The organism is Parabacteroides sp. PH5-46 (genome assembly GCF_029892785.1).
In the GTDB taxonomy this organism is placed as follows: domain Bacteria; phylum Bacteroidota; class Bacteroidia; order Bacteroidales; family Tannerellaceae; genus DFXE01.
Window position 1 is genome coordinate 103,451 of record NZ_JARXXA010000012.1, and the last position, 15,939, is coordinate 119,389.

The window sequence follows — 15,939 nt, forward strand, 5'->3', positions numbered from 1 at the left end:
TCGAGGGAGTGGTAAAGCCCGTTGACTTTAGCTACGAAAAACCTCTATTGTTTTCATTTGGATTAAAGCTAAGAGAGAAGGAGGAAACGATTGCATTTATAAAAAGCGAACATGTAAATCCCAGCATTCCCTCAGCCATATATAATAAGTCAAAGGCTTGGTTCTTTTTCTATTACAAAGTAAATGCATCCTGAGGGGATATGCAAAAAAACAACTACAACAACAATTGCTCAACGTTCTTTTTTAAAGGGAAAATTTCTACAACATTGTTTTCTCTGAATCAGAAATCCATGAGAAACTCAGTCAGGTTAATACCACTATCCAGATTAAGCCGTTTTCTCAAACGATATCGTCTTAGTTCTACGGCGCGTATAGATACATTCAGTATAGATGCGATCTCTTTTGTGGAAAGGTTCATTCGCAGCATACAGCTTAGTCGTAAATCCGCATTGGTTATGTCCGGGTATTGTTGGCGGAAACGTTTGATGAAATCTTGATGTGCATTGTCGAAATAAGACTCAAAAGCTTGCCATTCATTTGAGTCGTTTAAGGTTTCTTCTATCAGTTTGCGCATCCTTAGGTAAAGGTTGGTGGGATATTGACTCCCTAATGTTTTCTTTTGCTGCTCCAGCTCCTTTTGCAATTTACTAATGGCTTCCTCATTGCGCATCAAGGTTGATGACTGTTTCACCAACTCGTTTCTTTCATTTTGTAATTCAGCTTCCAGCATTTCATTTTGCAACTGCTGCAGTCTTTGTTGCTCGGCTTGCCGTTCCGCTCGCAAACGATTTTTTTCTTTTTTCTGCAGACGCCTTTGATAGCCCCTGCTTATTGCAAATAATACAAAGGCTAAAAAACCTAAGAAGATGAAAGAAAACCAGTCTGTTTTATACCAGGGAGGATGAACGGTGATAAGAAGATGTAATTCGGGGAAATCTCCGTATGGAACATATTTTCTGACAGAAAGCCGATAGTCGCCTTCCGGAAGTTTCAGAAAACGGATTTTACCTCCACGTTGCCAATCCGACCATTCATCAGAAATGTTATCAATTTTGTAGCTGATATAGTTTACCGAGTTAAAGACTGAAGCTCCAACGCTGATCATCATTTCATAAAAGTTATACGGCAACGTGATTTTTTCATTATCACTGGCCTTTAGGTAATACTGTTCTTTGTCGTCTTTATAAGCTATTCCTGTGAGTCGGAGAGGCAAACCTCTGTCTCCTCCATTCCGTATCAACCGGTTGGTGTTGATAAGAAATACCCCTTGTGTAGTAGAGGCCAGATGCAGTGAATCATTCAACGGGAATATTTGCTCTTCCCTGTAAACCAGATTCGCATTGTAATTATCGAAAATAAGACGACATTTTAATTGTACATGGTTTCTGCCTGCTAAAAAGAACTCCGCCTCATTCTCATTGACCAGCCAAGCCAACGAATCCGACGCCATATAAATATTCTCAATCTCCTTTAAGCCGCTGTATTGGCCAGCCAACTGCCTGAATTTATCAAGCTGTGCTTTTCGTATCTCCGTTTTATTGTTCAGCTGAGATAAGGCCTTCTTTTCATCTATAGTTGCAAAAGGTTCCAACAGATCTATCGATCGTTTATAGTAGCCTATATTGGTTTTTATATATATGGTATCGTTATGTAAAACGGCATTTTTTAGTTTTCCTACATCATTGCGATATGCTAAGAAACTAAGTGCGGAATTTAGCGTTATCTTCCCAAGTCCATTGTCAAAAGCAATCCATATAACACGATTGTTTTCAATCAACATATCGTTTACAATATTATCCTGCAGGCCTTGTGCAGCTGTCAGATGGAGTAAGATTTCGCCTGCTGAGTCGGTGATATATATACCCTGTCCTAGCGTTCCTATAAAATAAAGTCCATTCACGAAGATATAGGATGAAGGCTTAGCTTTTATGATCTCTGAGGGTAGAGGGTGTATGAGCTGTTGTAAGTCCTGTGATGTTTTCTGGAACTGAATATGTGCAGGTACCTGTTTTGTTGCTTGATATTTCAATATTCCTGTACTATCAGGCAACCAATAGCCTACGGATGTTTCACTAAGTGTATAAACCGTATCATGAGCCAGTTCCACCCATCGTAAAATCGATTTATCGGGTAATTTATACGTATTCCATGTGTTTCCGTCAAAAGTTAACAGACCGGAACTGTTTGCTACATAAAGAATTCCGTCCGGTGAAACTTCCATATTCCAGTTTTGTCCACTGGCATTATACTCAGTCAAACTGTATTTTCTGATAGTTATAGAAGGTAGGCACACCGAAGCATTTATGGCAAAGGTGCTCAAGAGAAGGAACATCAGGTATGACAAAAAAGCACGCATTATAGACTGAGTCGGGCATAAAGCCCTTATTTCATAGTATCATCCTGAAGGAGCAACATGTTCTCTGTTATTTTGTTACTCCTTCAGGTTATCTTCTTACAAAAATAACGATTATTTATATTCTTGCCAACTTTTTATTTGAATATCTTCTACTTTAATTGAACAGAAGGCATCAATGAAAGCTCCGGCCAGACGGGCATTTGTAATTAAAGGGATATTATGGTCAATCGCTGCCCGGCGTATTTTGTATCCGTTTGTCAGCTCACGTTTGGTGTGATCTTTGGGGATATTTATCACCAGGTCGAACGCATGCTTACTGAACATTTCCATAATATTCAAATCGCCGGTTTCATCGGGCCAGGAGACGGTTGTTGCTTTAATGCCGTTATCGTTTAAGAATTTGGCAGTTCCGGCAGTTCCATAGAGCGTATATCCTTTCTCATCGAGTTTCCGACAAGGATCCAGTAAGTCTACCTTACTTTTTGCGGCTCCGGATGATACCAGGATATTATTCTGAGGTATATTATTTCCTACTGCAATCATAGAAGAAAGTAACGCTTCGCTAAAGTCGTCTCCCAGACAACCTACTTCACCGGTAGAACTCATATCCACGCCTAATACAGGGTCGGCCTTGTGCAAGCGTGCAAATGAGAACTGAGAAGCTTTCACGCCAATCCAGTCTATGTCGAATGCGCTCTTATCCGGCTTGGTATAAGGAGCATCCAGCATAATACGGGTAGCCGTTTCGATAAAATTACGTTTCAATACTTTTGAAACAAACGGGAAGCTGCGGGAAGCGCGTAAGTTGCATTCGATCACTTTTACGTCATTATTCTTTGCCAGGAACTGGATATTAAACGGGCCGCTTATATTCAGTTCTTTGGCGATCATTTTACTGATCTTTTTGATGCGGCGGGCTGTTTCAAAATAGATTTTCTGAGCCGGGAAAACCAAGGTGGCATCTCCTGAGTGGACTCCTGCGAACTCAATATGTTCGGAAATCGCATACTCTACCACTTCTCCATTCATGGCTACAGCATCAAATTCAACCTCTTTGGCATCTTGCAGGAATTCGGATACCACCACCGGATATTCTTTAGAGACTTTGGCTGCCAGATCAAGGAATTCGATCATTTGCTCTTTCGTATAGCACACATTCATGGCCGCTCCGCTTAATACATAAGACGGACGTATCAGGATGGGGAATCCTACATTGGCAATAAACGAGTCTATCTCTTCCATACTGCTCAACTCTGCCCAGCGCGGCTGGTCGATATTCAACGAATCAAGCATGGCCGAGAATTTATGGCGGTTCTCCGCTCGGTCAATCGAAAGCGGCGAAGTTCCCAGGATGGGCACCTGCTGGCGATATAGCTTCATTGCCAGATTATTGGGAATTTGTCCTCCCATGGAAACAACCACTCCTTTGGGCATTTCAAGGTCGATTACGTCTAATACCCGTTCAAAGGAAAGCTCGTCGAAGTATAAACGATCGCACATATCATAATCCGTAGAAACAGTCTCCGGGTTATAATTGATCATGATTGATTTATATCCTAATTTGCGAGCTGTCTGGGCTGCATTCACCGAACACCAGTCGAATTCCACCGACGAACCGATACGATAAGCTCCTGAGCCGAGGATCACGACGCTTTTGTCGTTGGCATAATAAGGAATATCATGTTCGCTTCCATCGTAGGTAAGATACAGGTAGTTCGTTAGTTCGGGATGTTCTGAGGCGATGGTATTGATGCGTTTTACACTGGGTAATACTCCCATTTTCTTACGCAGACTACGTACACGGATATTTTCTTTTTCCATATTACCTTCCGGATTCTCTACAAAGCGAGCAATCTGGAAGTCGGAGAAGCCCAGGCGTTTCGCCTCTTTCAGCACCTCTTCGGGCAGATCTTCTATCTTATTATAAGCAGCCAGTGTATTGCTGTAATCTACAATATTCTTCAACGCATTCAGGAACCAATGATTGATTTTTGTCAGATCGTGGATACGATCTACCGTATAGCCCTTCTCCAAAGCTTCTGCAATGGCAAAAATGCGTAAATCCGTTGGGTTGGCAAGTTCTTCGTCCAGGTCTGCAAAGTCCAGGTCTTTGTTTCCTACAAAACCATGCATGCCTTGTCCGATCATACGTAAACCTTTCTGTATGATCTCTTCAAAGCATTTCCCGATAGACATTATTTCTCCTACCGACTTCATACTAGAACCAATCTGCCGACTTACTCCCTCAAATTTCGTCAAGTCCCAACGAGGTATCTTTACAATAATATAATCTACTTCAGGTGCTTTATAGGCCGAGTTTAAAGTTCCCACCTCGCCTATTTCATCCAATCCGTAACCCAGTGCCAGTTTGGCTGCAACAAACGCCAGGGGATAACCACTCGCTTTGGAAGCTAAGGCAGAAGAACGGCTCAGGCGCGCATTTACTTCAATTACCCGGTAGTCATTTGTATCCGAATTATACGCATACTGTATATTACATTCACCTACAATGCCTAAATGACGGATGGCACGGATAGAAAGCTCTTGTAGCATTTTCACTTCCGCATCAGTTAGCGAGCAGGTGGGAGCTACTACTATACTTTCTCCGGTATGTACCCCCAGTGGGTCTACATTCTCCATGCTTACAACAGTAAAGCAATGGTCGTTTTTATCGCGGATTACTTCAAATTCAATTTCTTTCCAACCTTTCAATGACTCCTCTACTAAGATTTGGGAAGAGTAAGCAAAAGCGCTTTCCGCCAATATACGTAGTTCGGCTTCATCCTTACAAATCCCGCTTCCCATACCTCCTAAGGCATAAGCAGAACGTATCATAACAGGGAAACCAATTTGCTTGGCAGCTGCAATGGCATCGTCCATGCTTTCTACAGCCTGGCTAATTGGCGTTTTAACATCTATTTCGTCCAGCTTCTTCACAAAAAGGTCACGATCTTCCGTGTACATAATGGCCTCAACAGAAGTTCCCAGAACTTTCACTCCATATTTAGCCAACGTACCGTTTGTATATAGTTCGGTTCCGCAATTCAAAGCCGTTTGCCCACCAAAAGCCAGCAAAATACCGTCCGGATGTTCTTTTTTAATTACCTCTTCTACAAAATAAGGTGTGATAGGTAAAAAATACACCTTATCTGCTATACCTTCTGACGTTTGAATGGTTGCAATATTCGGATTCAGCAATACGCTGCTGATTCCTTCTTCCCGCAAAGCCTTCAAAGCTTGTGACCCTGAATAGTCAAACTCCCCGGCCTGCCCGATCTTCAAAGCTCCCGACCCTAATACAATAACCTTTTTGATTCCGCTTTCTGACATGATAAACTCTTTGTTTTTGCCCCCAAAGATACGGCAAAATTCAATTATAGAAAAGTAAATTTAACACACTTATAGAACGGGAAGTATTCGCAGTACCTCCCGTTCCTGTTTTGACTACAATAGATTATGTTACAGAATATCATTAATCAAAACAGTACAAAGATAACGGATAAATGTAGCATTTTATTTATCTTTATTACTTTTGTTGTGAAAGAAAGACTAAGAATATAATAAGCTAATCCAAAAATCAAATGTTCAAAAAGCCGCTTGTTATATCGGAAACGTTGATAAAAAAAATTTCGCAGGGAGACCGGAATGCGTTCAGGGCCTTCTATGACTCAACTTATCCTGCTATCTATCACTTTATTCACTATTTTTTGTCAGATAAAAATGATTGTGAAGAGGTTGTATCGGAAGTATTTTATATCATCTGGAAAAAGCGTGAAACCCTATCATCTATAAATGATTTGAAACCCTGGTTATACATTGTGTGCCGGAACGAATCTTATCATTATATCAAACAAAGAGATGGCTACCGGAACATTTCAATTGATGATGTGTCTGTGGAATTATCTATGGATCCCTCTTCCATAGATGGCGAAATAATCGAAAAAGAGATGCTGGATATCTATAATGCTGCTGTCGCAGAACTGCCGGAAAGATGCAAACTCGTTTTTTTAATGGTTCGTGAACAACAGCTTAAGTACAAAGAGATAGCCAATATATTATCCATAACAGAAGGAACTGTAGAACAACAAATGAATATTGCTATCCGTAAAGTCGTTTCTGTTGTCAAGCAGTATTACCCCTTTATAAAAGCAAACAGAAAACAAAATAAAAGTTAAAAGTCCATATTCGTTTATAGGGTAATCAGAAAAACAAACTCTTTATTAAAAACGGACTTTACTAATTTTGAATGGTGGACGATACTAAAAGGGGAGAAGCTAATAATACTGAAGATATATCAGTAGAAGCTCAGCATATATTAAATGCATTGAAACATCCGGATACTTCCCGGCAGATGGAAGAATCTCGTGAACCTATATACAATAAAATCAATAATAAAATAGAGGCCGACACCTTTAGATTACCATTCAGACACAGACGGTTCATCCGTTATTTTTCTATAGCTTCAGCAATCGCTTTATTAATTGTTTCGGTAAGTACATTTACTTATTTTTTCGGTTATAATTCTGCCGTAGACGGTTTGGGCCAGGAATATGTAGAAGTAGTGGCGCCACTTGGAACGATCTCTCATATTACGTTACCGGATGAAACAAAAGTCTCATTAAACGGGGGTAGCAGGCTGACCTATCCTGTTACATTCGCGGGCGAAAGACATGTTACTCTTTCAGGCGAGGGAGTCTTTGATGTGACCAAAGACGAGAAAAAACCATTTTTCGTCCATAGCGACAATATGTTGGTTAAAGTGTTGGGCACCTGTTTTGGACTCAAAGCATATAGTGAGGATAAGCAAACAATAGTAACTCTGGCGTCAGGCAGTGTAAATGTATATCCTCTCGGAAATAAATCGCCTAACGGCATATTTATGAAACCTAACCAACAAATCATACTTGATAATAAAACAAAAGAAATTCAGCATAAAAATGTAATTGCCGACGATTATATTACATGGAAAGACGGCATTTTAACTTTCCGTGAACAAACAATAGAAGAAATAGCCATTACGCTGGAGCGACACTTCGGAATGAAAGTAATTATTCTTTCCGAAAAAATCAGGGATGAAAAATATAGCGCTCAGTTTAAACATGGTGAGACGTTAGATGAAGTACTGCATAAACTATCCTATAAACGAAACTGGAAATTTGAGAAATGCCATGGTAAGATATATATTGAAAATCGAAAATAAATTAAAACAACTTTGCCTATGAAGTAATTATTTGACAAACTAACCTTTTGTTCCTATTCGCAGTAGATCAAAAGGATGCTTTAACCACAAAGCTACGTATACAAGGGATTATGTTACAGACTATTGTTAATTAAAATTGAACTATCATGAAAGAAAACATGGGTGCCGGTATTTATACGCCCTGGCATCGAAAATTTATGGCTATTATGAGGAATATCTTTATCCTTCTCATATTCTTTGCTTCTAATTTATTAGCCTCATCCGGATATTCACAGAATACCAGATTTGATATCTCATTAAGCAATATAAGCCTAGAGCGAATCTTTAATGAGATAGAAAAAAAATCCGAATTTTCAATTATTTATAAAAGCAATGAAGTCGACCTTAAAGAGAGGGTTTCAGTAGAGGCACACCACCAACCTGTAGAAAAAATTTTAGATAATGTGTTGAAAAACCAGGAGTTGCAATATGTAATTAATGATAAACACATTATCATTTTTAAAGCAGAAGCGAATAAAAGGGTAGTAGCTCCAACTATTTCGCAGCAAACAGGAAAAAAGATTACCGGAACCGTAACAGACAATACAGGAGAAAGCATTATTGGTGCCAGTATTCTGGAAAAAGGGACACAAAACGGTATCATTACCGATATGAATGGTAATTACACATTACAGCTACAAGGGAATAATGCAGTTTTGGTCGTTTCTTATATCGGATATATGACGAAAGAAGTAACTGTCGGTAACCTGAATGTTGTAAATATTGAACTAGGCGAAGATGTTCAGCAGCTGGACGATGTAGTTATCGTAGGGTATGCCGTCGGAAATAAACGGTCAGTTTCCGGAGCAGTAGAGAAAATTAAAAAAGAAGACATGAACTCGGGGGTTGTAACCCAGCCTTTGGAAGGTTTGAAAGGGAAAATAGCCGGAGTTATCATCAGTAATGTAGGGGGCGATCCTACAGGTGATATGAATATTCGTATACGTGGTACAACCTCTTTGTCGGGCGGTAATGACCCATTGGTTATTATTGACGGAGTATTCGGCGACTTAAGTATGTTGAATGCCATCTCACCTTCTGATATAGAGTCTTTAACAATCTTGAAAGATGCATCCGAAACGGCACAGTATGGAAGCCGTGGAGCATCCGGTGTTATTGTTGTGACGACTCAACGAGGCAAGAGCGGCTTTTCACAAATTGAATATTCCGGGCTTTTCGGTGTGAATGCAGTATACAAAAACCTGGATATGCTTACTGCCGATGAATGGCGGGCAGGAGTATCCAAACTTGGTCTGAACGGCAATGACCAGGGCGCGAGTACCAACTGGGCAGAAGAGATACAACGTGGTACAACGCTTGTACAAACACATAACCTGTCGCTTACAAATGGGAGCGAGAATGGAAACTTCAGGGCATCACTGGGAGTAGTGGATCGTCCGGGATTATTGAGAAACTCCGGTTCAAGAAACTATACGGCGAAGATAGATGGTAGCCAGTTTGCTTTTGATAAGAAATTGAGACTCGATATGGGAGCCTTTGCCTCACGTCGTGAGAGAGACGAACAATACGATATATATCGTACATTCTATTCTGCAGCATCCTATAATCCTACATATCCTAATTATAAAAACCCGGAAACCGGCGTTTGGGACGAGGATCAAACAGCCCTTGAGGTGTACAATCCTCTGGGTATGTTAGATATTGACAACAAGCGGATTATGACACATGTAAATGTGAACGGACGTTTTAATCTGGAAATCATTTCGGGTTTAAACCTCACAGGTTTTGGCTCTTATACTTATTTCAGCAACAACCAGAAACTGTACATCCCGAATGATATCCAACAAGGTTCTATGTTAGGTAACGGGCGTGCCCAGGTACATTACAGAGAACGGAATGACCTAATGGGTAATTTGCAGCTGAACTATTCAAAAAGCTTTGGCAAGCATGACATCAATGCATTAGCCCTTTTAGAGGCTCAGAAACAAACCTACTTTGAATCACGGACAAGAGTTACCGGATTTGAAACCAACTTCTTTAAATACAACAACCTGGAAGCAGGAGCAAACATCAGCTGGGGTAATGCAACTTCTAATGCAACACGCTATTCCCTGCTTTCATATATGGCTCGTTTGAATTACATGTATGACGGAAAATACGTTGTAACAGCAAATGTGCGCCGGGATGGTTCTTCTAAGTTAGGATCCGGTAATAAATGGGGGATATTCCCTTCTGCTTCTGCAGCATGGATCGCTTCCAATGAAGGTTTCCTGAAAGATATCAAAGCTATTAGCAATCTGAAATTACGGGTAGGCTATGGAGTTACCGGAAATCAGGATGCAATCGATCCTTATGAGTCTCTTTCTTTGATGGATCCAAACGGTACAACCTTGGTTGACGGTTCAGCAACAACTACCTTTGCCATTGCCTCCAATGCCAATCCGGATCTTCGTTGGGAAAAGAAATATACGTTTGACGTAGGTTTGGATCTTGCCATGTTTGATTCCCGTTTGCGCTTTACGGCCGACTATTACGCTTCACGGACAAAGGATATGCTTTACGAGTATACTGTACCGGTTCCTCCTTTTGTGTATTCAACTATGTTGGCCAATCTGGGCGAAATGAGTAATAATGGTTTCGAATTTGCAATCAGTGGCGATGTCATCCGTAAAAAGGATTTCGGGCTGACAGTCGGGCTTAATATGTCTTTCCAGAAAAACAAACTGGAATCATTAAGCGGTACATACATGGGCTCGGAATTTACAACAAGCCAGTATATCCAGCTTGCCATGGTTAATGCCTCCGGCTTAACGCAGTATTCCTATGTTACCTATCTGACAGAAGGCCAGCCTATCGGTGTATTCTTTGTTCCTAAGTGTAATGGTTTGATGGATGTCAACGGAAAAAATGTATATGATATCGTTGACTTGAACGAAGATGGAAAAGTGGATCTCTCGAATAACGGAGGAGACAGATATATCGCCGGACAAGCCATTCCTAAAGCATATTTAGGGGCATCTATTAATTTGCGTTATAAGGATTTTGAACTGTCTACCCAGTTAAACGGTGCTTTCGGACATAAAATATACAATGGAACAAGTCTGACGTTCAACAATTTGTCCTTATTCCCCACCTACAATGTACTGGACGGAGCTTTGGAAAAGAATATATATGACATCAAAATTTCCGACTACTACCTTGAGAAGGGAGATTATGTACATATCGAATATGTAACATTAGCTTACAACATCCCTAAAAAGGTATTTAATACGAAATATCTGAAGGAGTTACGTTTGGCTTTTTCTGTGAATAACCTGGCAACTATCACCAGTTACTCCGGATTAACTCCGCTTATTAACTCCATGAATTCAGGGTCGGAATCATCTATTTCGCGCACGATAGGGCTAGACGATAAACTTATTTATCCGTTAAGCCGTACGTACTCTCTTTCAGTAGGTGTTAAATTCTAATTAATTCACATTCAGGAAAAACATATATATATGAAAAAGATAATATTAAGCTCAATTATACTGGCTTGCGGGATATTCCAAAGTTGTTCCGGCTTTCTTGATGAAAATCCGAAAAGCCTGATGCCTGAAGAAGAGGCATATAAAAGTCCTACATTGGTATATGTAAATGCTGTAGCCTCTGTTTATTCTTCGTTTTCCAACCGTTTATATGGCGGAACGGATAATGTACATACATTACAGGAATTCTCATCAGACGCATGGATACTGCCGGGTCGGCAGGCAGACTGGGTAGATGGCGGTAAGTGGCAAACCTTATTTCTGCACAATTATGGCCCCGGTATGGCTACAGGAAAATCTGCCTGGGACGGCTTGTATGAAATAATAGGTAATTGTAATAGTTCGATAGACAATCTTGAGAAGTTTATTCAGGCAGGAGGTGAAAGCTTTTTGCTGGATTACCAATACGAGGTTCGCGCGATTCGCGCCTTGATGTACTACCACCTGGTAGACATTTTCGGACGAGTGCCATTGGTGCTTTCATCACAGGTTCCGGCATCGGAAGTAACGCAATCTTCACGAAATGAAGTGTTTGATTTCGTCTTAGGTGAGTTGACAGAAGCTCTTCCTTATCTGGCTAGTGCCAAAAGTCAGAACTCAGGCCTTTATTACGGACGTATCACGAAAGCCGTATGTTATATGGCTATCGCTAAGTTGGCGATTAATAGCCCGGTTTTTTCAAATAACAATTGGAATGACGGCTCGCTGGTAGGCGGTATAGATAAGGTGGCTCCGTATGTTAATCAAGCGGGTTCCAAAATAAACATTACCCTTGATGGCGTTCAGAGAAATGCCTGGGAAACGGTTATTTACTGCCAGGAACAGATTGAAAAAGAAGGCTATGTCTTGCAAAACGATTTCTCCGCCAATTTTAACAAAACGAATGATACTTCTGTTGAGAATATCTGGACCCAGCCAAGTGACGGGACAACTTATAAAATAAACGATTATAACCCAACCCGTACCATGCACTCTTCTCAGGCAAACGCTTATGGTTTACAGGGCTGGAACGGTGCCTGCGCTACTGTGGAACAGATGAATGTTTTCAAGTATGGCACGGAAGATCAGGATCCGAGAATGGATATGACATTCTTTTATGGGCCTATGTTTGTAAACGGTGTGGCTTTGCCTTCCGGGCTTGGTGATGGAAAACAACTGGTTTACAACCCGATGGATGTTGTTGTGGATTTCCCCAACTCCGTAGCTGATTATACATTGAAAATGGCCGGAGCACGTATGGCTAAATATGAGATTGACAATACAACATCCTCCTACCTGAACCATAATAATGATAAGGTATTCTGGCGCTATGCCGATGCTTTATTGTTGGCTGCCGAAGCAAAAGTACGCTTGGGACAGAGTGGTGATGTCGAGGTGAATAAGGTGCGCGCACGTGTAGGAGCTCCTGCTAAAACAAACGTTACATTGAAAGACATCCTCGACGAACGTATGCTTGAACTCTCTTATGAGGGGATGAGGCGTCAGGATCAGGTACGTTTCGGCACATTCACAGAGCCTACGGCAGACCGCTATCTAGGTGTTCACCATAATGTGGCAACAGGCGACTATGTAGATGACAAAACAGGTTACACAACCGTATTTCCTATACCGACAGCAGTATTGGAATTGAACACAAATCTAAGCCAGAATTACGGCTACTAAAATGAATCAGGGTACCGGCTCGGGCCGGTACCCTTTCTACTCTATTTCACAAGGTTAACATTTTTTTGAAATAAAGATATGAAATACATTTATTCTGCATTTCTATGCATGCTGATTGCTCTACCCTTAACTGCGCAACCGGGATATAAAAAACTGAGTAACGGAATTATCGTTACTCTTCCCGGGAGTGGTGCAAACAAAGTGAAAACCGTTCGTTTGCTGGTTGTAAATGACGAAGTTATCCAGGTTACAGCAACACCGGAGAACCAAGTAGCTGACAAGCAAAGCTTAGTCAGGGTAGCGCCTTATGAAACAAAGACAAAATGGGATGTGTCGGCATCAGCGGATTCGGCATACCTCACTACTCCTAAGCTGAAAGCATCTATCAGCCTGAAAAACGGAGAGATTGCTTTTTATGACAAAGCCGGAAATCTTATCACCAAAGAAAGCAAGGGCGGGAAAAGCTTTACACCCGTTACAATAGAGAATGACAAAGGATATGCCGTTCGCCAACAGTTTGATTCTCCGGAAGATGAGGCCTTCTACGGATTGGGCCAACATCAGTCGGATGAATACAATTACAAACGGAAAAATGAAGAATTATTCCAGTATAACACAAAGGTTTCGGTACCTTTTATCGTTTCTTCCCGCAATTATGGCGTTTTGTTTGACAATTATTCTTATTCCCGCTTTGGGGATGAACGCCCGTATTCCAATATAGATATCTTCAAGCTGTATGACAAATATGGCAAGGAAGGTGGGCTGACAGCCAGCTACTATAAAGAAGGAGGGAAAGAACTCTTCGTTGAACGGACAGAAAGCCGGATTGATTACGAAACCCTGTTTACCCATCACTGGCTTCCGAAAAGTTTTGATTTTAAAGGAGAAACTTTCGACAAGTTCCCGGAGGGATTCCGCTTCCGGAATGCTCTTACCATCTGGGAAGGAGAGATTGAGCCGAGCGAATCGGGTAGATACAATTTCAGGCTCTATTACGGAGCTTATACGAAAGTATATCTTGATAATAAACTGGTTGTAGAAGAGAGATGGCGCCCTTCATGGAATCCTAACAATGTGAAATTTACAGCCGAACTTACAGCCGGTAAGAAAGTGCCCTTACGTATCGAGTGGAAAGAAGGTTCCGGTTCATATATAGGCCTGAAAGTACTGACTCCCAAACCTGCCGAAGAAACAGGCAAATTATCCTTATGGTCTGAACTCGGAACCGACCTTGACTATTATTTCATACACGGAGACAACCTGGATCAGGTAATAGCAGGCTATCGCTATGTAAGCGGAAAATCGCCGATTATGCCCAACTGGGCGATGGGATTCTGGCAAAGCCGCGAACGCTATAAGACACAGAGTGAGTTGCTAGGCGCTTTAAGTGAGCTTAGGAAACGTAAATTCGGAATAGACAATATCGTGCTCGACTGGCAATACTGGGAGGCCGATTCATGGGGTAGCCACGAGTTTGAGAAATCCCGTTTCCCCGACCCTAAAGGCATGATTGATACCATTCATATGCAACATGCAAAAATAATGATTTCCGTATGGCCGAAGTTCTACAATACGACTGAGCATTACAAGGAATTCGATGCTAAGGGTTGGATGTTTACACGTGCTGTTCGCGACAGTATTAGAGACTTTGTACCTCCGGGTTATCTTGCTTCGTTCTATGATGCCCACTCGGAAGGAGCCCGTAAATTGTTCTGGAAACAGATGGACGAGCATCTTTATAAGTTGGGGATAGATGCCTGGTGGATGGATGCTTCCGAGCCTAATATAAAGGACTGTACGCCTCATTCATACCAAAAAGCATTGACAGGGCCAACGGCTTTAGGATCGTCTACAAAGTACTATAACACATACGCTTTGGTGAATGCGGAAGCTATCTATAACGGCCAGAGGGGTAAGAACCCCAACGACCGGGTATTCCTCTTGACACGCTCCGGATTTGCCGGGCTGCAACGCTACTCTACAGCTACATGGAGCGGCGATATAGGGACACGTTGGGAGGAGATGAAAGCTCAGATCTCTGCCGGGCTCAACTTTGCTATATCCGGCATCCCTTACTGGACAATGGATATCGGAGGCTTCTGTGTAGAAGGACGTTACAGAAATGCTCAACTCAATTATGATAAGACGGGCGAAGTATCCGAAGACCTGAACGAATGGCGGGAATTGAATGCGCGCTGGTATCAGTTCGGAACATTTACTCCTCTGTACAGGGCTCATGGACAGTTCCCTTTGCGTGAGATCTACAACATTGCGCCCGAGGATCATCCGGCCTACAAAACCATTTATTATTACAACAAGTTGCGCTACTATATGATGCCTTATATCTATTCTTTGGCAGGAAAAACGTACTTCGACGATTATACAATCATGCGTCCTTTGGTAATGGATTATCCCTCGGATACGAATGTTCGTGACCTTTCAACGCAATACATGTTCGGGCCTTTTTTAATGGTGGTGCCGGTGTATGAGTACAAGGCAACTACCAAAAAAGTGTATTTCCCGAAGAGTGCCAACTGGTATGACTTCTACAATGGAAAGCGGTATAATGGCGGGGAAACTAAGGTAGTAGACGCTCCTTACAGCCGGATGCCATTATATGTGCCTGAAGGCGGAATCCTTCTCTTTGGTCCTGAGATCAACTATGTAGGAGAAAAGAAACCCAGCGAAATCGACGTATATGTATATGCCGGAAAAGATGGTTCTTTCTATCTGTATGAAGATGAAGGAACGAACTATAACTACGAGAAAGGCGCCTTTGCTACGATTAACTTTGAATACAAGGATGCCGATAAAACGCTGCTTATAAGTGATCGCAAAGGTAGTTTCCCCGGAATGCTGGAAAATCGCACCTTCAACATCGTTTATGTCAGTCCGGATAAGGCTTCCGGATGGGATGCGAAGAAGCAACCCGACAAAGTTATTCAATATAACGGAAAGAAAGTGAGTATTAAGTTATAACCGAGACCAATGTAAGTGGATGAATGCTAGCCACTAGTGATCGGCGGGTGTGTTATTATGGCACACCCGCTTTGTTTATATATACCCCCTGTGTCCCTCTGGTGAAGGAGAGATGCTATTTTGATGTTAAAATTCCTTATATCGTTGCATCATTTCAGAAAATGGCGTTTTTTGCTAACTTCTCTTTTCTTGAAAAGTGTCGTAAAAATAGAAAA

The 15,939-nt window shown here is 41.5% G+C and carries 7 protein-coding genes; 5 read left to right on the forward strand and 2 right to left on the reverse strand.

From position 1 onward, the window contains the following. Positions 1–280: 280 nt before the first annotated feature. Positions 281–2,257 (reverse strand): transcriptional regulator, encoded by a 1,977-nt coding sequence (locus tag M2470_RS13120; RefSeq protein ID WP_280745453.1) that lies wholly within the window; start codon positions 2,255–2,257, stop codon positions 281–283. A gap of 210 nt (positions 2,258–2,467) precedes the next feature. After that, positions 2,468–5,686: a carbamoyl-phosphate synthase (glutamine-hydrolyzing) large subunit gene (gene carB / locus M2470_RS13125; protein WP_280745454.1), complete on the reverse strand. Its 3,219-nt coding sequence runs from the start codon at positions 5,684–5,686 to the stop codon at positions 2,468–2,470. 251 nt (positions 5,687–5,937) lie between these two features. Here carB and M2470_RS13130 point away from each other — a divergent pair, with 251 nt between their 5' ends. The 5 genes from M2470_RS13130 to M2470_RS13150 all read left to right on the forward strand — a co-directional run bounded on the left by M2470_RS13130 (position 5,938) and on the right by M2470_RS13150 (position 15,724). Next, complete coding sequence (locus M2470_RS13130; protein WP_280745455.1) at positions 5,938–6,531, forward strand: RNA polymerase sigma-70 factor; 594 nt, start codon at positions 5,938–5,940, stop codon at positions 6,529–6,531. Between the two features lie 71 nt (positions 6,532–6,602). After that, positions 6,603–7,556 (forward strand): FecR domain-containing protein, encoded by a 954-nt coding sequence (locus tag M2470_RS13135; RefSeq protein WP_280745456.1) that lies wholly within the window; start codon positions 6,603–6,605, stop codon positions 7,554–7,556. 146 nt (positions 7,557–7,702) lie between these two features. Further along, positions 7,703–11,026, forward strand: coding sequence for a TonB-dependent receptor (locus M2470_RS13140; protein ID WP_280745457.1), 3,324 nt, complete (start codon positions 7,703–7,705; stop codon positions 11,024–11,026). 30 nt (positions 11,027–11,056) lie between these two features. After that, a complete protein-coding gene (locus M2470_RS13145) occupies positions 11,057–12,745 on the forward strand; it encodes a RagB/SusD family nutrient uptake outer membrane protein (RefSeq protein WP_280745458.1) in 1,689 nt (562 codons plus the stop codon). A 108-nt stretch (positions 12,746–12,853) separates the two neighbouring features. Beyond that, positions 12,854–15,724, forward strand: a complete 2,871-nt coding sequence (locus M2470_RS13150; protein ID WP_280745478.1) for a TIM-barrel domain-containing protein — start codon at positions 12,854–12,856, stop codon at positions 15,722–15,724. Positions 15,725–15,939 lie beyond the last annotated feature (215 nt).